This window comes from Amycolatopsis sp. NPDC004747 (genome assembly GCF_053601335.1).
In genome coordinates, this window is record NZ_JBSGBQ010000005.1 from 422,856 (window position 1) to 439,857 (window position 17,002).

15 protein-coding genes are annotated in these 17,002 nt (G+C 72.2%); 7 read left to right on the plus strand and 8 right to left on the minus strand.

Annotated elements, in window-relative coordinates:
* Positions 1-3: 3 nt before the first annotated feature.
* Complete coding sequence (locus tag ACWEGE_RS11005; protein WP_449660247.1) at positions 4-1,182, minus strand: lytic transglycosylase domain-containing protein; 1,179 nt, start codon at positions 1,180-1,182, stop codon at positions 4-6.
* A 194-nt stretch (positions 1,183-1,376) separates the two neighbouring features.
* Positions 1,377-2,291 (minus strand): LysR family transcriptional regulator, encoded by a 915-nt coding sequence (locus tag ACWEGE_RS11010; RefSeq protein WP_449660248.1) that lies wholly within the window; start codon positions 2,289-2,291, stop codon positions 1,377-1,379.
* Positions 2,292-2,394: 103 nt separating this feature from the next.
* On the opposite strand from ACWEGE_RS11010, the gene ACWEGE_RS11015 reads away from it, so the two are divergent.
* Entirely contained in the window at positions 2,395-3,090 is a 696-nt protein-coding gene (locus tag ACWEGE_RS11015) for an SDR family oxidoreductase (RefSeq protein WP_449660249.1), read from the plus strand.
* A gap of 88 nt (positions 3,091-3,178) precedes the next feature.
* Complete coding sequence (locus tag ACWEGE_RS11020; RefSeq protein WP_449660250.1) at positions 3,179-3,889, plus strand: hypothetical protein; 711 nt, start codon at positions 3,179-3,181, stop codon at positions 3,887-3,889.
* Between the two features lie 2 nt (positions 3,890-3,891).
* Here ACWEGE_RS11020 and ACWEGE_RS11025 read toward each other — a convergent pair whose 3' ends face one another.
* On the minus strand, positions 3,892-4,332 hold the full coding sequence (locus tag ACWEGE_RS11025; RefSeq protein ID WP_449660251.1) for a GNAT family N-acetyltransferase: 441 nt from the start codon (positions 4,330-4,332) through the stop codon (positions 3,892-3,894).
* Positions 4,333-4,492: 160 nt separating this feature from the next.
* Between ACWEGE_RS11025 and ACWEGE_RS11030 the strand changes: the two genes are divergently transcribed.
* Entirely contained in the window at positions 4,493-4,675 is a 183-nt protein-coding gene (locus ACWEGE_RS11030; RefSeq protein ID WP_449660252.1) for a hypothetical protein, read from the plus strand.
* 21 nt (positions 4,676-4,696) lie between these two features.
* On the opposite strand, the gene ACWEGE_RS11035 is transcribed toward ACWEGE_RS11030, so the two are convergent.
* On the minus strand, positions 4,697-6,184 hold the full coding sequence (locus ACWEGE_RS11035) for an alpha/beta hydrolase (RefSeq protein WP_449660253.1): 1,488 nt from the start codon (positions 6,182-6,184) through the stop codon (positions 4,697-4,699).
* A gap of 81 nt (positions 6,185-6,265) precedes the next feature.
* Positions 6,266-7,660 carry an MDR family MFS transporter gene (locus ACWEGE_RS11040; RefSeq protein ID WP_449660254.1) on the minus strand — a complete coding sequence of 465 codons (1,395 nt, stop codon included), beginning with the start codon at positions 7,658-7,660 and terminating at the stop codon, positions 6,266-6,268.
* 75 nt (positions 7,661-7,735) lie between these two features.
* Here ACWEGE_RS11040 and ACWEGE_RS11045 point away from each other — a divergent pair, with 75 nt between their 5' ends.
* Positions 7,736-8,254 carry a MarR family winged helix-turn-helix transcriptional regulator gene (locus ACWEGE_RS11045; protein ID WP_449660255.1) on the plus strand — a complete coding sequence of 173 codons (519 nt, stop codon included), beginning with the start codon at positions 7,736-7,738 and terminating at the stop codon, positions 8,252-8,254.
* Positions 8,251-9,090, plus strand: a complete 840-nt coding sequence (locus ACWEGE_RS11050; RefSeq protein WP_449660256.1) for an EamA family transporter — start codon at positions 8,251-8,253, stop codon at positions 9,088-9,090. Before ACWEGE_RS11045 ends, ACWEGE_RS11050 begins: the two co-directional genes overlap by 4 nt.
* Here ACWEGE_RS11050 and ACWEGE_RS11055 read toward each other — a convergent pair.
* The 3 genes from ACWEGE_RS11055 to ACWEGE_RS11065 all read right to left on the minus strand — a co-directional run bounded on the left by ACWEGE_RS11055 (position 9,079) and on the right by ACWEGE_RS11065 (position 11,121).
* Complete coding sequence (locus ACWEGE_RS11055; protein WP_449660257.1) at positions 9,079-9,408, minus strand: hypothetical protein; 330 nt, start codon at positions 9,406-9,408, stop codon at positions 9,079-9,081. The genes ACWEGE_RS11050 and ACWEGE_RS11055 overlap by 12 nt on opposite strands.
* 231 nt (positions 9,409-9,639) lie before the next feature.
* Positions 9,640-10,545 carry a hypothetical protein gene (locus tag ACWEGE_RS11060; protein ID WP_449660258.1) on the minus strand — a complete coding sequence of 302 codons (906 nt, stop codon included), beginning with the start codon at positions 10,543-10,545 and terminating at the stop codon, positions 9,640-9,642.
* 111 nt (positions 10,546-10,656) lie between these two features.
* A complete protein-coding gene (locus tag ACWEGE_RS11065; protein ID WP_449660259.1) occupies positions 10,657-11,121 on the minus strand; it encodes a GNAT family N-acetyltransferase in 465 nt (154 codons plus the stop codon).
* A 60-nt stretch (positions 11,122-11,181) separates the two neighbouring features.
* Between ACWEGE_RS11065 and ACWEGE_RS11070 the strand changes: the two genes are divergently transcribed.
* Both ACWEGE_RS11070 and ACWEGE_RS11075 read left to right on the plus strand, forming a co-directional pair.
* Positions 11,182-11,763: a TetR/AcrR family transcriptional regulator gene (locus ACWEGE_RS11070; RefSeq protein ID WP_449660260.1), complete on the plus strand. Its 582-nt coding sequence runs from the start codon at positions 11,182-11,184 to the stop codon at positions 11,761-11,763.
* Between the two features lie 76 nt (positions 11,764-11,839).
* On the plus strand, positions 11,840-17,002 hold a 5,163-nt coding region (locus ACWEGE_RS11075; RefSeq protein ID WP_449660261.1), incomplete at its 3' end, for a hypothetical protein.

Sequence of the window (17,002 nt, forward strand, 5' to 3'; positions counted from 1 at the left end):
GGCTCACCCGGCCGAGCTGGTCGAGGTGGTTTCGGTCGGGGTCTTCTCCGAGTCGGCCGGGGCGGCGGCCGTCGACGACGGCGGCGGTGTGGTGGTGCTGGTCGTCGACGGCGGCGGCGTGGTCGGGTCCGTCGACGGCGGCGTGACGGGGTCGGTCGACGAGGGCGTGGTCGGGTCCGTGGAAGGCGTGGTGGGGTTCGTCGACGGCGTGCTCGGCGTGGTGGTCGACGACGGTGTTTCGGTCGGCGGGGTGTTGCTCGGCGGGGTGTCGGCCGGCGGCGCGGGCGGCGCCGGGACGCCGACCGGAGACCCGGCCGCGGCGGCGTCCGGGGCTCCGGGCGTGCCGATCGGCACCTGGCTGTCGGGCAGCTGGGCCACGCCGCCGCGGTAGGCCGCGGCCCACGCCAGCACCGTGTCCACATAGGACTGCGAGTTGTTGTAGCGGCGCACGGCGATCCGCTGCCCCGCGTCGGTGGAGAGGTCGAGGCCGCCCGAGCACAGGTAGCGCGCGGTGGCCAGCGTCTCGTCGTAGATGTTGTTGGGGTTCGACACGCCGTCGGCGTTGCCGTCGGAGGCGTAGCCGCGCCAGGTCGACGGGATGAACTGTGTCGGGCCGACCGCCCGGTCCCACACCGTGTCGCCGTCGTACTTGCCGCCGTCGGTGTCCGGGATCGCGGCGAACGCGCCCGCGCCGTTGAGCACCGGGCCGAGGATCGGCTCCAGCGTGTCGCCGTTGGCGTTGACGTACCCGCCACGGGCGTGGTTGGACTCGATCCGGCCGATGCTGGCGATCAGCGCCCAGTCGAGGTGGCAGTTCGGCTGTTCCTTGGCCAGGATGTTCGCGGCGTTCTGGTACGCCTTGAGCATGCTCCCCGGGATGCCGAGCGACCCGGAGATGCCCGCGGAGCCGGCGCGCCCGCCCGGCACGACCAGCGGCTCGGGCAGCGGCGGCTGGGGCAGGCTGCCGTCGACCGCGATCGGCGGCATGACGATGTCCGGCTGCTTCGGCGGTGGCGCGGCGACGGCCTGGTCCGGCTGCGTGTCGCCGGCGTTGGCCACGACGACCGGCGCGGGCAGGCCCGTGGTCAGCGTCGGCAGCACGACGAGCGCCCCACCCGCGAGCGCCGCCGCGGTCCGGCGGACCGAACGCGCACCCTTGCGACGTGGCCGGTGCTTCGGCATGGTCGTCCCCGCTTCCCTCGATCCTCGCTGATCGCCTCACCCGATCGGCCTCACCCACCGGTACTGACCGGTAGGAGCAAGCTAGCCGATGGAAGCGAACTTTGGCGAATGCCACAGCGAAATCCGCCCTCGCGGGAGAAGTTCGTCTGGATGGCACAAAACCTTCGTAGGAAATCTGTCAGATTCACCAGGACTTAACCGGGTGCTGCGGACAGTTTGTCCGACAGGACACCGGGCACGGTGAGCCCGCGTTGTGCCACGTCCGAACAAAACCGCCGGACGAGCGAATCCGACGGCGTTGCGCTGAACGTCACGACGTCCCGGTGCAGGGCGGGCTTCAGCCGCCGCAGTGCGCCCGGAAAGGTCCGCGTGAGCGCCGTGGTCGGGACCAGTGCGGCACCGAGCCCCGCCGCGGCCAGCTGGGCTGCCGTCGTGGCCTGCTTCGTGCGCATCACCACCTCGAGTACCGCGCCGCGCCGTGCGGCTTCCTGGTCGAGCCATCCACCGAGCCCATTGTCCCGGTGGTAGTGCACCAGCGGAATGCCCGTGAGGGCGGTCATCGGGACAGTCGCGCGGGTGGCGAGCGGGTGGTCCGAGGCCAGCGCCAGGACGATCTCCTCCCGCCCGACGAGTTCGGTGGAGCCGCTCCAGCGGCTCGGCCGCGGGCCGACCGCGACGTCCGCTTCGCCCGTTTCCAGTGCCTCGGCCAGCGCGTCCGCGCTCGTGGTTTCGGTCAGCGTGACCAGGACTTCCGGCCGGTGCCGGTGCCAGGCCCGCAGGACGGGGGCGAGCAGCCCGGCGGTCATGCTCTCCGCGCACGCGACGCGCAGGGTGCCGCGGCCGCCACCGGCCACCGCCCGGCCGGTCCGGACCACCCGTTCCGCGGCGGCCAGTGCCGCGCGCGCGTCCGCCAGCACCGCCCGCCCCGCGGCCGTCGGGCGGACCCCGCGCGGCAGCCGTTCGAGCACCGGTGTCCCCAGTTCCCGTTCGAGCGCGCCGATCTGGTGCGACAGCGCGGGCTGCGACAGGTGCAGCCGCGCGGCCGCCTCGGTGATCGAGCCCGCGTCGAGGACCGCGACCAGGCACTCCAGCGCGCGCAGCGTAGGCATTCGGAAATTCTATCGCAGACATCGAAAACCTTCGGATCACGACGGGATTGTTCCGGCGGCGGCCGGCGCTGAACGACGTGTGCGAGACGGAAGGAGCACGGAAATGTCGTTCGAGGGAAAGCGGCTGGTCGTCGTGGGCGGCGGTTCGGGGATCGCCCGGCGGATCGTTTCGGACGCGTACGCGGCGGGCGCGGAGGTGACCTGGGCCGGACGCGAGCCGGCGGCTTTGGCCGAGCGTGGTGTCCGGGCCGCGTTCGCGGACCTCGGGGAAGAATCGTCGTTGAAAGCGCTTGCCGAAGAAACGGGCGAAGTCGACTACCTGGTTTCGCTCGCCGCGGCGCCGGCGAACGGCCCGGTCGTGGCGCTGGAGCGGGCTGCGGTCACGAAGGCGTTCGACGCCAAAGTGACCGGTCCGCTGATGCTGGCCAAGCACTTCGCTCCGCGATTCCGCGAAGGCGGTGCCATGGTGTTGTTCTCCGGCGTCGCCGCGTGGCGGCCGATGCCGGAAAGGACGGTCATGGCGACCACGAACGGCGCGGTCGCGTTCCTCGCGGAAGCGCTCGCGGTGGAGCTGGCGCCGATCCGGGTCAACGCGATCTCCCCCGGCATCGTCGACTCGGGCGCGTGGGACCGGCTCGGCGAGGCGAAGGCGGCGTTCTTCCGCCGGACCGCGGAAGCGAACCCGGCCCGCCGCGTGGGCCGTCCCGCGGACGTCTCGGCGGCCACGCTCCAGTTGCTGGAGAACCCGTTCGTCACGGGTTCGGTGCTGCATGTGGACGGTGGCGGCCGGCTCGGGTGAGCGAGTCTTTACACGGAGTTGAAGCGTTCCTATGATCGGCCACCCGGACGCGTTGCCGCACGTCCGGGTGGCCCAGGTGGAGGGTTTGATGGCACGTAGGGCGCCGCGCCGAGAGCAGGTCACCGTCGCCGAGCTGCTGGGCCGGTCCGACGCACCGTTCGATCGGTACCGCGACGAGGACACCCTGGTGCTCCCGCGGGCGCGTCACCGGGAGAAGCCACAGGTCTTGCGTTCGCTCGCGCGGCTGCGGGTGCTGTCCGTGGTCGCCGGGGCGCTGGCCCTGACGGGCGGGGTCAGCGCGGCGGTGTCCCTGCCGTCCTCGCGCAACACGGCCGCGGCCTGGCCCCCGATCGGCCTGGAACCCCCGGCGGTGGCGCTGGTGCCGCTGCCGGCGGACGTCGTCGTGCCCCCGGCCAAGCACGCGGCACCGGCTCCGCAGACTCCGCAGAGTTCACCGTCGGCTCCGGAATCCGTAGCACCACCGGTTGATCCGGCTGCAGTTTCCCCGGAATCTTTCGAACCGGAACCGAAATCCGCCAATCCGGCCGTGCGCCGCGGCAAGCTGGCGCGTGCGGTGCAGGTCGTCGACAAGGTGCCGAAGCCGGTGGAGAAGGTGACCCCGGCGCCGCCCGAGCAGCAGGTGGCCCCGGTCCGCCACGAGATCCCGGACATCCCGCTCTGGTCGCGCGCCCGCCCGAAAACCCCGGACTGGCCGGCGATGTGGGGCGGCCGCCGCCCCGCGGGCTTCCCCTTCGGCGAACACCACGAATGCGGTGGCGGCGGCCGTCACCGTCGCTGAGCTCAGGTGCCGAGCGGGATCTGGTACTGCATGAAACCCTTGTCGAGCGCGACCTGGTCGTAGAGCCGCCGCGCGGTCGTGTTCGACGTTTGGGTGTGCCAGTAGACGCGCACGCACCCCTGTGCCCGCGCCCATTCGGCAACGGCTTCGATGAGCGCGCGGCCGACCCCTCGTCCGCGGGCGCCGGCGTCGGTGAAGAGGTCCTGCAGGTAGCAGACGTCGGCGGAGGTGGTGCTGGCGTGGGTCAAGAAGTGCACGATGCCGACGAGTTCGCCGTCGGCCCACGCGCCGAGCGCGTGCATGCGCGTGCCGTCGGCGAACTCCCGCCAGGCCCGGTCCACCAGTTCCGGCGCGAGCGTCCTGCCGTAGAACGCGTTGTAGCCCGCGAACAGGTTTTCCCAGGAAGCGCGGTCTTTTTCGGTGAGGCCCCCAATGGTGATCATGGCCGGAGGCTAACGCGCGGGGGACAGGCACCGGACACAACTCGCGAGTAAGGTGACGAACCCGAAACGAATTCATAGAATCGCGGAGCTCGGGTCGGCAACGCAGTGGAGGTTCCTGATGGCGCGCACGGCGCACCGTGCCAGTGGCAGACGCGTCTCGGTGGGGGAGCTGATGCTGCGGCCGGATGTTCGTGGCCGCCGTCGCCCCGAGGACCTGGAAGTGCTCGAACTCGCGTACCGCATGCGCCGCCGGATCGGCCCCGAGGCCGCGGTGCGGGCTCCCTCGCCGGGAGCCCGCGCGTTGGCCGTCGTGACCGGTTTGTGGCGGCGCAAGCCGAGGTAGCCCGCCCCGCGAACGAGCGCTTCAGAAGCCGATCGTCGAAGGTGGACGGGCGATCAGCGCCGATGCCCCCGGCTCGACGGCGGCGCAGTGCGTGCCCGGCGCCGGGAGCTTGCCGGAGATCAGGTAGTCGTCGGTCGCCTTGGTGACGCACGGGCTGTTCTTGAAGTACGCCCCGTGGCCCCAGCCGTCGTAGGTGAGCAGGGTGTTGCCCGTCTGGCGGGCCACCGCCTGCGACCACGCGTACGGTGTCGCCGGGTCGTGGCGGCTGCTCAGCACCAGCAGCGGCGGTGCGCCGTGCACCTGCAGCGGGTGCTGCGGGTTGCTCGTCCGGTTCGGCCAGCCGATGCAGCCGGTGACCGCGGTCCAGCCCAGCGAGTTGACCTTGACGTCCGGGGCGAACGCGGCCGACACCCGGCGGTACGTCTCGAGTTCCGCGAAGCTGTGCACCGGCATGCGCCAGTCGTCGCAGAACACGCTCTGGAAGACGTAGTTGATCGGGATGTCGTCGCGCAGCCGGGCCGTCGCGGCCGGTGCGGTGCCGTCCGCCAGCAGCTTGAGCACCGTCGCGAGCCTGTCCCAGCTCGGGCCGTAGAAGTTGCCCTGGAAGATCGACGCCAGGTCCAGCGGCTCGATCACCTCTTCGCTGCGCGGGTCCTTCAGCTCCCCGCGCGCGGCCTTGTCCTGCAGGTCGCGGGTCAGCTTCGAGACGTCCCGGCCGTGCAGCGCGCAGCTCGGCGTCCGGGCGCACCAGGCCGCGAACTCGCCGAACTCCGCCTGCACCGAGCGCGTTTCGCTGAGCAGGAACTCGCCCGCGGTGAACTGCGAGTGGTCCATGTTGCTGTCCAGCACGAGGGCGCGGACCTTGTCCGGGAACAGTTCCGCGTACTGCTGGCCCATCAGCGTGCCGTAGGAAACGCCGTAGTAGGTCAGTTTCGGCTCGCCGAGCGCGACGCGGATGGCGTCCATGTCACGGGCGACGCTCTTCGTGTCGCCGAACTGCCCCAGCGGCCCGGAGAGCCGGTTGCAGCTCTCGCCGAGCTTCCGGTTGTACGCCGCGAGCTGCTCGAACTCGGCCTGGTTGCGCGGCACGCGCGGGTGGTCGGCGATCAGTTCCTCGAGCCCGCACGAAATCCGGGCGCTGGCGCCGACGCCACGCGGGTCGAACCCCACGGTGTCGAAGCGCCGGGTGATCTCGGGCGAGAGCGACCAGCCGCCCTTGACCTCCTCGGTGCCCGACCCGCCGGGGCCGCCCGGGTCCATCAGGACCGAGCCGATCCGGGCCTGCGGGTCCGTGGCCTTGCGCCGGGCGAGCGCGACGGTCGTCGTGCCCCGGTCCGGGTGGGCCCAGTCCACCGGCACGGTCACCGTGGCGCAGTCGACGCCGGGCGCGTCCGCGCACGGCTGCCAGCCGATCGGTTCTGCCGCCGAAGCCGGCGCCGCCGCCAGCAAGCTCCCCAGGACCGTTGCCGCCGCCACGGCCGTCAGCAGCCGCTTGCCCACCCCTGCCATCGTCAGTCCTCCCCTACCGACAGTGCATGACCGGCTCCAGCAAATCACCGATCCGGTGATCCCGCCAGCTTCCCTGGTGAATCACTCCTTAATGTCCACTGTGGACGAACGTTCGGCGCGCCGGAGCCACTCCGCGGCCGCCGAACCCAGCGCGCACAGCGCCGCGACCACACCGAAAGCCCAGCCGAACCCGGTCGCCGGGCCGGCGTCGAGGCCCTGGGAAAGCACGATCACGCACAACGCCCCGCCGAGCGCGCCGCCCACCCGCATGACGATGTTCACCAGCGCGGTGGCGTGGCCGAGCTCGGCGGCGCCGACCGACGCGTACGCCGCCGTCGACGCGGGCATGATCGACAGGCCGAGCCCGGCGCCGCGGACCAGGAGCAGGGCCTGGACGAGCCACATCGGCGTCTCCGGGCCGAGCCACGGGAGCGGCACGGTGCTCGCCAGCACCACGAGTGACCCGGTGAGCGCGACGGTCCCGCCGCCGTGGCGGTCGGCCAGCCTGCCTGCCACGACCACGGACACCGTCGTGGCCAGCCCCATCGGCGCGAGCAGGACACCCGACTCGGCGGTCCCGGCGCCGAGCCGGAGCTGGAACCACAGCGGCAGCAGCAGGACGGCGCCGAACATCCCGGCCCCGCCGAGCAGCACGGACGCGAGCGCCGAGCCCAGCACCGGCCGCCTGGCGAGCCGCAGCTGCAGCACCGGGTGGGGCGTGCGCAGCGACCACCAGGTGAACAGCCCCATCGCGGCCGCGCCGATGGCGGCGAGCGCGATGTTCAGCGAGCCGGGTGTGCCGAGTTCGGTCAGCCCGTACACCAGCAGCGGCAGGCCGAGCGACACCATCGCCAGGCCGGGCCAGTCCATCGGCGGCGGCTGCCGCCGGTCGCCGCGCGGCACGTACCGCAGCGCCAGGCCGAACGCGAGCAGCCCGATCGGGAGGTTGAGCCAGAACAGCACCGGCCACGAGAAGTGCGCGAGCAGGAAGCCGCCGACGCTCGGGCCGACGACCGGTGCGAGCCCGACGACGAGCGCCAGCGTGCCCATGGTGCGGCCCAGCCGTTCCGGGCCGACGGCCAGCCCGATCACGGTCTGCCCGGCGGTCACCATGACGCCCGCGGCCATGCCCTGCACGGCCCGGACGCCGATCAGCATGCCCGCGTCCGGGGCGAGTGCGCAGGCCACCGACGTCACCAGGAACGCGGACAGCGCGGCGAGCCACAGCCGTCCGGCACCGAACTTGCGCCCGAGCCACGGCGTGAGGGGGAGCGCGGCGGAGAGGCCGAGCAGGTACGCCGTCGCGACCCACTGGATCTCGGCGAGTGCGACGCCGAGGCTGTCCCGCATCGATTCGAGCCCGACGGCGACGATCGAAGCGTCCATGTTGCCCAGGAAACCGCCGAGTGCCATCACGCCGGAGGCGATCCACACGGTGCGCGGGATCGGCGGCGGTGCGGTGCGGAGATCGGTCATGGCTCCGACGGTAAAAGCTCGAGGAAGGTTGAAGTCAACCTTGTCGATGCCGGGCTTGTGTGTTATGCATGAGCGATGCATGAAACCCGGCTGGTGAACCTGCTCGGCGCGGCGGTGCTGAACCTGTCCGACCGGATGACGGCCGCCGCCGCGGCGGCCGCCGGGGTGAGCCTGAGCGGGACGGCCGCGCTGGTCGTCCTGACCGAGTTCCCCGGCACCGGCGGCACCGCGCTCGGGCAGCGGATCGGGCTCAGCCAGCCGGCCTGTGCCCGGATGCTCGACCAGCTGGAGGCGCGCGGGCTGGTGCGGCGGCAGGCGAGGAACGGCCGTGCGGTCGGGATCGTGCTCACCCGCGCGGGCCGGTCCGCGGCGAACCGCGCGCTCGAAGCCCGGCGGGAAGTGCTGGCCGGCGCGCTGGACGCGGTGTCCGATCCGGACGCGCTGGAGCCGTTGCTGGAACAGCTGTTGCGGGGGCTGCACGCCGAAGTCCGCTCGGGCGACCTGATGTGCCGGCTCTGCGACCGCCCCGGCTGCGTGGCGCAGGACCGGGTCTGCCCGGTCGGTCAGGCGCAGCGCGAACTCGGATCGCCGTGACGGGCAACGTCCTCGCGCTCGTTTCGGCGCTGTGCTTCGGGGTCACGCACTTCAACAGCGGGCTGGTTTCCCGCCACGCGCCGGGGATGACCGTCTCGCTGTACGCGCAGGTCGCGGGCACCGTCGTGAGCGTTCCCTTCGCCGCGCTGGCCGGTCAGGGCGCGCCCACCGCGGCGGCGCTCGGCTGGGGCGCGCTCTCCGGCGCGGGTACCGGGGTCGGCGTCGCCTTCCTCTACCGCGCGATGGGCAAGGGGGCGATGAGCCTGGTCGTTCCCGCGAGCGACGTCGCCGCCGTGGTCCTGCCGGTCCTGTTCGGCCTGGTGCTGCCGGGGCAGCGGCTTTCACCGCTCGCGCTCGCCGGGGCGTGTTGCGCGGTACCGGCGTTGTGGCTGGTATCGCGGTCGCGTGGGGAGCGGGCGGGCCGGACGGCGGCGGGGATCCCGGATGCCTTCGTCGCCGGGCTCGGGTTCGCCGTCCAGTTCGTCGCGCTGTCGCGGATCCCGCCCGAAGCGGGGTTCTGGCCGGTGGTGCTCGGCCGCGCGGTGTCGGTGGTGGCCATCGCCGTCCTCGTGGCGGCGACCCGGGCGCCGTGGCGGCTGCCGGCGAGGCTGTCCGGAGCGGCCGCGTTCGCCGGGGTGTGCGGCAGCGCGGCGATCGTGCTCTACTTGCTCGCGGCCCAGCGGCAGCCACTGGCCGTCGCGACCGTGCTCGCCGCGCTCTACCCGGCGGTGCCGGTGCTGCTGGCGCTGGTCTTCCTGCGCGAGCGGCTCAGCCGGACCCAGGTCGCCGGGCTGCTCGGTGCGGGCGCGGCGATCGCGCTCGTGTCACTGGGCTGACCGGCGGCTGACGACGTTCCGGCTGCCCGCCTTGAGCCCCCGGTAGTGCTCGAGCGCCGCCACGGATTCGGTGACCTGCTCGAAGCTCGGCAGCGCGCGCACGTTCGCCACCAGCGTCATGTCCTTGCGGGGGATTTCGATGAAGCAGACTTCGACCCCGGCGTGCTCGGCGTGCGCGGCCACTTCCGCCTGCCAGGTGGGCAGATCGAGGTCGTCGCCGAGCCATTCGTGCAGGTAGACGCACCACTTGCCGCGCAGCAGCTCACCTGCGATGGCTTCCAGGCCGACCACGTACGGCTCGGTCACGTGCTCGGCCATGACCGTTCCCCGCAACACCAAGGCACCGCTTCCCTCCTGCACCCGGCGGTGACCCCTACCGCCGGAAAGCGCATTCTCGACGGCGGCCTCCCCACCCCGCCGAGCAGCGCGAACCCCGGTGACCGATGGCCGAGCACCGGGGTCCGCCAATTTACCGGTGGATTTGGCTCCCAGCAACCGTTTCCCGAAGATCGCGGAAAGCGCGTGCACAATCGGCGTGCGGATGCACGTTCATTTCAGCCAGGTGCGCAACAGGTTGGGGGATCCGCCGAAGTACGCACTGTCGGCCACGTACAGCGCGTCACCGCGGACGGCGACCGACGTCGGGTTGGCCAGGCCATCCGAAATGGACAAAATGGTCCGTACCCCGTCGTGGCCCGCCGTGACCACCCGGTTCTCCTGGTTGACGGCCGCGACGACGTCCCCGCCGTGGAACGCGAAGTCGTCGACCGGCCCGAGACCCGAGACGACGACCCGGCCGGGTGCTCCGGTGAGGGGGAACCGGACCAGCGTGCCGCGGTCCAGGTTGGACACCCAGAGCGCGCCGTCGTGGACCTTGACGCCGTTCGCGCCGAAGCCGGTCACCGGGGCGAGCAGTTCGCCGGTGGCCCAGTCGGTGACCCGCCCGGTGCGCGGCGAGACGCGCCGGACGACTGAGCCGAACGAGTCGGCGACGAAGACGTCACCGCTGACGGGGTCGCGGGCGACGCCGTTGTGGAAGCCGGCCGGTGGCAGCGCGGCCACCTGCGCCGGCGCGGTTCCGGGGCGCACGCGGTAGAGGCCGGTCGCCGCCGTGCCGGTCGAAACGGCGACGTAGAGATCGCCGCCCGGGGCGCGGACGATCCCGCCGAGGAACAGTTTCCGGTGCACCACCGGGACGTCGCCGTCGGCGGGCACCGGGATCCGGGCGATGACACCGACTTGGCCGCCGGGCGTGACGCGGCCGATTTCGCCGGTGTAGGCGAAGGTGAGGTCGGCGGAGCCGTCGGGCTCCAAGGCGATGTTTTCGGGCTGCTGCCCGGCGGCGAGGTCGAGCGGGACGATCCGCGGCGCCGCTTCGCCCGGCGCCGCTTCGGCCGGTGTCGCGGAGACGGCCAGGACGGCGGCCAGCGCGGCGCCGATCTGCTTGATGCGCAAGGGAAACTCCGGTTCGTGGGAGGCACGGCGGATTCGCCGTGCCTTCGACGGTAGGCCCGGTGCGCGTCCGGCCGCCAATAGCTCAGCCTGGGGCGGCCATCGGAAAGCCGATCACAGATCGCGGGCGAAGCAGCGTGAGAGCGGTTCGCCGCGGTACGGCCCGTACGCCTCGATCGGCTCGTAGCCTTCGCGCTGGTAGAACCGGATCGCGTCCGGCTGACCGGTGCCGGTTTCCAGCAGCAGCCGCGTGATCCCGAGCTCCCGCGCGTGGTCTTCGAGGGCGCGCAGCAGGGCGACCGCGACGCCGGTGCCCCGGGCGGCCGGCTCGACGTACATGCGCTTGACCTCGCCCGACCCGGGCCCGAGCGGCCGCAGCCCGCCACAGCCGACGGCGGCGCCGCCGGCGTCGCGCGCGAGCAGGAACACGGCGACGGTTTCGGCGGTGGGGACGGCGCCGGGCTCGTGGTCGTCGGTGCCGTAGCGGGCATCGAGCTCGGTCCGCTGGGCATCGCGCAGGCGGACGGCGTCAGGATCGTCCCAGGTCACCGGGGTGATCGTCAGCGCGCAGTCGATCATCGGGGCACCCCCTCTTTTTCGTAACAGACGTTACCGTAGCATCTGTTACGCTTCCGGGCCATGCCCAAGCAGCGCGACGTCGAGGCGCAGCGGGAGCTGCTGTCGAACGCGACCTGGCAGGTGCTCGCCGAAGCCGGCCTCCCGGGTCTGACGCTGCGCGCGGTCGCCGACCGCGCAGGCTGCACGACCGGCTTGGTGATGCACGCGTTCCCGACGAAGAAGGCGTTGCTGCTGCACGCGCGCGATTTGCTGTACGAGCGCACGGCGGTCCGCGCGGACGCGGCGGAAGCGGCGTGCACCCGGCCGTTCGACGCGCTCGCGGCGGTCCTGGGCCAGGCGGTGGACCTCCCGCACGGCCACCACGACGAAAGCCGCATCTGGGTGGGTTTCCTGGCGGCGGCCCTGGCCGACGACGACCTGGCCGGACGCCACCGCGCGGCGAACCGGTCGTTCCTGGCCCGCATCCACCGGCTGGTGACGGCCTGCCGTCCGGAGTGGACAGACGACCGGGTCGAGCTGACGACGAAGAGCCTGGTGGCGCTGGTGGAGGGATTGAACGTCCTGGCGGCAGCCGACCCGAAGACCTACCCGGTGCGGCTGCAGCAGGATGCGCTGGCCGAGGCGCTCGCGCCGCTGGCGTGACGCCTGTCCGTCATCACTGAATGTGTTCGGTCGCGCGGTGAACCGCTAGGATGCCGGTCCGGCGGGAGGAGAATTCGTGACGGAGGAACCACCGCCGGAGCCGGCCAACCACATATCCGGAGAGGTATCGGGAGCGGCCCTGCAGGTCGGCACGGTGCACGGCGACATGTACGTCGGCTTCCCGTCGGCTTCTCCGGCGGCCGAGCCGGTTCCGGTGGATCCGCCCACGAGCTGGTCGGATCTCCCGGAGCTGCCGCCGAAGATCGTTTCCCTGCTGCGGGCGCAGGTCCGGAACGCCGAGAAGATGCCGTACCGGCTGCGAGGAGCACGCCGCACCTCGCTGTCGACGGTCTATGTGCGCCAGGACGTGACGACCGGGACCGACCTGCCACCGTCCGCTCAGGCGCGCCCGCTCCCGGTGCTCGACAGCAAGGGGCGGCTCATCGACGTCCCGGGGCCGCCGGCGGCGCGGATCACCGTGCGGCCGCCGTCGCGGAGCATGCCGGAAGCGCTCGACAGCAGTGCACACCTGCTGGTGACCGGCGGGCCGGGGCAGGGGAAGTCCACGCTGTCGTTGCGCCTGGCCGCCGATGTGGCCCGCCACTGGGAGGGCGCCGGTGGCTCAGCCCCGCTGAGCGAACCCGTCGTGCCGCTGAGGGTGACCGCGCGTGCCCTGGCGACCCGGCTCGAGCTGCCCTTTTTCGAAGCGCTGGCGGAGACCGTCCGCGGCGAGTACGGCGCGATGCTCGCCCACCCGCCGAGGCCCGACGACCTGGCCGGGCGGCTCGCCGGCTGCCGGTGGTTGCTGCTCGTCGACGGACTGGACGAGGTGGCCGACACGACGGTCCGGGACCTGCTGGTCACGGTCCTGGCCACGTGGGCGTCGGACGCCACCGCGGCGTATCGCGTCGTCCTCACCACCCGGCCGATCGAAGGCGCCACGCTGGCGCCGTTCCAGAGCATCGGCGCGGCGCGCTACGAACTGCTGCCGTTCGACGAGGAGGCGTTCCGCCGGTTCGCCGAGAACTGGTTCGCGCAGGGCTCGGGCGATGCGAAGACGTTCTTGCGCCAGATCCGCGACGCGCACCTGGACGAGCTGGTCCGGGTCCCATTGCTGGCCACGATCGCGGCGATCATCTTCGACGAATACGCCGACCGCCCGCTGCCGGACAACCAGTACGAGCTGTACGAGACGTACCTGGACTACCTGAGATCCGCGCACCCCGTGCAGCCGGGACCGTTCGACTCGTGTTGCGGCTCGCTCATGGAGTACCTCGGCCGGGTCCGGCTCGAGGAGGACACCTCCCTGGTGACCGCGGCCTGCCGCCGGGTGGGCGCCGAGCTGCCGGGGCTGGGCGCCGAGACCGGCTGGCGCGAGCAGCTCGTCGAACACCTGGCCGCGGTCGGGCCCTTCCTCCGCCGCGGCGACGACCTCGGCTTTCTCCACCACAGTTTCGCCGAGCACCTCGCCGCCACCGCGAAGGCGCGGCAGCTCCCGGCGACCTTCGACTCGGCACACCAGGAGATCGTCGGGCTGCTGCACGCGGCCGAGCCCGAAGAACGCGGTCGCTACGCCCGGCGCGTCCTGGTCCACTACACGCGGTTGCACCCGGCGGAGGCGGATCGCCTGATCCGGTACCTCCACGACGGCGGGCCCCAGCAGCACCTGCTCGCCGGGCGCCTGCTCGCTTGGCACGTGCCGGCGGGAACGGAAGTCGTGGACGCTTTCCTGGCCACCGCGCGGGCCTGGGCCGCGACCACGCAGCACCCGGGCGGCGAGATCCTGGCCGAGGTCAGCCGGGCCGCGCACCACCCCGGCCTGGTCATCTGGCTGCAGGCCCTCATGCGGGATGGCGGGATGCCGTGGCCATCGCGCGTCGAGGCCGCCGTGGCGCTGGGGACCCGGCTCGACAACGATGCCCGTGACGAGGCCGTGGAGACGCTCCGGCAGGCCGTGCAGAGCGCTGCTGTCGACGTGCAGGCCCGGCTCAACGCGGCGGAAGCGCTGTCGCAGTGCGGTGATGGCGAGCGCGAAGCGGCGGTGAACGGCTTGCTGGCCGTTCTGGACAGCCCGGCTGCCACCGCAGTGCAGCACGGGGACGCCGCCGTCGTCATGGCCGGGTTGGGTGCGGAGCCCCGGGCCCGCGCCATCGACGCGCTGACCGCGGTCCTGGAGAACCCGAGCGCGACCGATCAGGACCTCGTGGCTGCGGCGCGCAGCCTGCTGGACATCGACTTCGCGCACCACGAACGCTGTGCGGCGGTGTTCCGGGCTGTGCTCCATCGCCCGTCGTGGCCGCTCATCGGGATCGAGGACGCCGCGCGTGGCCTGTCGTCGCTGGGTCCGGAGTATTCCGCGGAGGCTGCCGCCGCGCTGGAACACCGGATCGCCGACCCCCGGCTGCAACTCGCCGACCGAATCGACAGCGCTCGGGCTCTGTCACAGCTCGGTCCGCAACACCGCACGCGGGCGGGCGAGCTCGTGGTCGAATTGGCGACCGGCCTGGCCGGGCACATTTTCGACAAGGCCCACCTCGGTTCGCTGCTCGCCGACTGCGGACCCGAGTTCCGCGTCCGGGCCGTGGCGCTGGCTCGTTCCACGCTGGACGATCCCGCTGCGGTATCGGGATCGCTGCTCACGGTGGGCAGCAGGTTGATCGACCTGGGACCCGACCAGTGGCCGGATGCCGTGGACGCGCTCACCCGAGCCGCGAACCATTCGCGTGGATACGACGGACTTGTCATGAGCGCTCTCGGGTTCCTCGCCACGCTCGGCGCCCCTCACCGGGAATCAGCCGTGGCGAGGCTCCGTTCCGCACTGAACCGCCCGGAATCGACCTCCTACACCCAACTGAGCGCGGCCTACGAACTGGCTTCCCTCGGACCGGAATTCCATGCCGAAGCAGTGGATCGGCTGGTTCGGCTGACAGCGGCGTCGCTCCCGTTGAAGACCCGGTTGGCCGCGTGGCGGCAACTGGAACGCTTCCTCCCGGGAATGGACCAGCGGGCTTCCGCCGAGATCAGCAGGCTGCCGCTCGGACGGGCAGGCGCCGAGGCGTGGGGCGAAGGTCTCCCGTCGTACCGCTGGGAGGTTCCTGAGCCGGACAAGCTGGCGCGGCTGCTGGAACGGGTTGTCGGTGACCGTGCACTCAGCGGTCGCCAGCGGTTTGACGCGGTTCTCATCGTGACGTCGATGCACCACCGGTACCACCTCGCGGCCGCACGAGGAATGGTGGGACTGATCCGGGATGCTGTCGTGAGCGGTAGCTGGCTCACGACACTGGGACGCCAAGCCAGTCGTACTGGCGCGGCGACGCGCCGTCTCGTGTCCGATGCACTGCGACGTACTGTGCTTTCCGTAGAGAGCCGACCTGACCGGGTCTGCAGCGCTGCGGAAGCAATGGCTGCTTTGGACGCGTTGGGCGACGATGTGTTGGCAGCGCTGACGAAGATCGCGGTGGACTCTGCGGTGGACGCCACGTCGCGGTGCGATGCCGCGGTGCTCTTGCTGAGAAACGGCACCATGCCACCGGCGGATGCTGTGGCGACGGTCCTCGGTCTTCGGGCGAAAATGGAGCAGGCCGCCTGGATTTACAGCGTGCGCAGTGCTGTTGAGGCCGGTGTCGATGTGGTGGATGACGTGCGCGCAATCATGCTGGATCGCGATACGGATTGCCGCCACCGGCAGCAAGCGGCGGTCCTGCTCGCGGAAATGGCCACCACCGAAGTCCCCGGAGTGATCGCCGAACTGCGGTCGCAGGCGGAAGACCCGTTCGGCGATGCCGTCTGGCGAGCCAGGGCGACGACGAGGCTGGTCACCGTGGACCCGCCTACCGTCAGCGGGGCCGCCGCGGACTTCCGCGCGACGATGGTGGACGAGCGCAAGCCGATCGACCAACGCTGCGACGCGGCCGGTCAGCTCGCGGTGTTCGGCGGCCCGGCGGGCGAGTTCGCGCGCCGGACGTTGGTGCGATTGGCCGGGGCGCCGGAGCTCACGCAGGGGGAACGCGGGGAGGCGCTGCGGGTGCTCGACTACTTCACCCCCGAGACCGGGATGACCCCGCTCCGGCTGGCGCTGGCGCACGACCCGGCGGCCACTTCGGGCAAGGTCCGCGCCGGCGTTCTGCGTGACCTCGCCGGAAAGGACAGCCGATCCGTCGGCCGCGCGCTGGTGCAGGACCGCCTGGTCTCGCCGAAGACCTGGTCGGATCGCGTGAGCCGGTGGACCGACGCGCTGCTGGCCGAGGAAGCCGAGCGAGCACTCCTCGATCGGCTCGCCGGCCCGGAATCGGCCCCGACGGCCCGGATCGAAGCGGCGGTGGCGCTGAGCCGGATCGCGCCCGCGCTCGAACCGGGAGCGGTGCGGGAACTCGAGGAACTGGCTCGCGGCCGGGTCGCCACCCGTCGCGCGCGGCGGGAACTGGCCTTCCTGGACAACCGCTGGCGTGGACGCGTCATCGCCGAGGCTCAATCCGTGTTGGCGGACGCCGAACGGCCCGGGCGTGAGCGGGCCGAAGCCGGGTTCGTCGTTATCGAGCTGACCTCCGAGCTGCCCGGGCCGTGCCGGAAGGATCTGGAGGAGCTGCTGACCGACGAGCGCATCGCCGGTCGGCTCCGGCTCGGGATCCTGATCGGTCTTCGGCGCATGGACGACGTCCGCGCGGTGCGCGACGATCAGCGTGAACCACTCTGGCTGCGCTTGAAGTCGGCGAACTGGCTGTCCGGGTACAGCCGCGAAGACCGCTCCGCGGCCGCGGAGCTGTATCAGGCGATCGCGGCCGGCTCAGGCTGCCACCCGGAGCTGCGCTGGCGGGCCGCCCGGCACCTCGCCCGGCTGGGGCCGCGAGGCCACGAGCTCGGGACGGCGGCCCTGGAAGCGTTGATGCGGGACGAAACACTCCCGCTCACCGCGCGCCGGGCGGCCGCCCGGCGACTGGGGTCGGCCAGGCCGGATCTGCGCGGTGACGTGCTCGCTGTGTTGCGCCGGTTCCTGGCCGACGGAGACGCGCTCGCCCGGCTGCGGACCTGGAAGGCGATCGGCTACTTCCAGCCGGAGGAAGGGACACTGGGCCTCCTAGAGATGGCGCGAGACGAAACCCTGGGCCCGGTCGTCCGGTGCCGCAGCGCCTGGGCCGCCGCGCGGCTGCACCGCGGCCACCGGGAAGCCGCCGCGGTCGTCGCGCGGGAGATCGCCCACGACGACCAGGCCCCGCGTCACATCCGCGTCTCCGCCGCCCGG

What these genes read in the sequence shown, in the direction of transcription:
- ACWEGE_RS11010 (WP_449660248.1), bottom strand. Translation starts at nt 2,291, where the DNA reads ATGCCTACGCTGCGCGCGCTGGAGTGCCTGGTCGCGGTCCTCGACGCG.
- ACWEGE_RS11015 (WP_449660249.1), top strand. Translation starts at nt 2,395, where the DNA reads ATGTCGTTCGAGGGAAAGCGGCTGGTCGTCGTGGGCGGCGGTTCGGGG.
- ACWEGE_RS11045 (WP_449660255.1), top strand. Translation starts at nt 7,736, where the DNA reads ATGCATGAAACCCGGCTGGTGAACCTGCTCGGCGCGGCGGTGCTGAAC.
- ACWEGE_RS11065 (WP_449660259.1), bottom strand. Translation starts at nt 11,121, where the DNA reads ATGATCGACTGCGCGCTGACGATCACCCCGGTGACCTGGGACGATCCT.
- ACWEGE_RS11055 (WP_449660257.1), bottom strand. Translation starts at nt 9,408, where the DNA reads ATGGCCGAGCACGTGACCGAGCCGTACGTGGTCGGCCTGGAAGCCATC.
- ACWEGE_RS11035 (WP_449660253.1), bottom strand. Translation starts at nt 6,184, where the DNA reads ATGGCAGGGGTGGGCAAGCGGCTGCTGACGGCCGTGGCGGCGGCAACG.
- ACWEGE_RS11025 (WP_449660251.1), bottom strand. Translation starts at nt 4,332, where the DNA reads ATGATCACCATTGGGGGCCTCACCGAAAAAGACCGCGCTTCCTGGGAA.
- ACWEGE_RS11040 (WP_449660254.1), bottom strand. Translation starts at nt 7,660, where the DNA reads ATGACCGATCTCCGCACCGCACCGCCGCCGATCCCGCGCACCGTGTGG.
- ACWEGE_RS11005 (WP_449660247.1), bottom strand. Translation starts at nt 1,182, where the DNA reads ATGCCGAAGCACCGGCCACGTCGCAAGGGTGCGCGTTCGGTCCGCCGG.
- ACWEGE_RS11020 (WP_449660250.1), top strand. Translation starts at nt 3,179, where the DNA reads ATGGCACGTAGGGCGCCGCGCCGAGAGCAGGTCACCGTCGCCGAGCTG.
- ACWEGE_RS11070 (WP_449660260.1), top strand. Translation starts at nt 11,182, where the DNA reads ATGCCCAAGCAGCGCGACGTCGAGGCGCAGCGGGAGCTGCTGTCGAAC.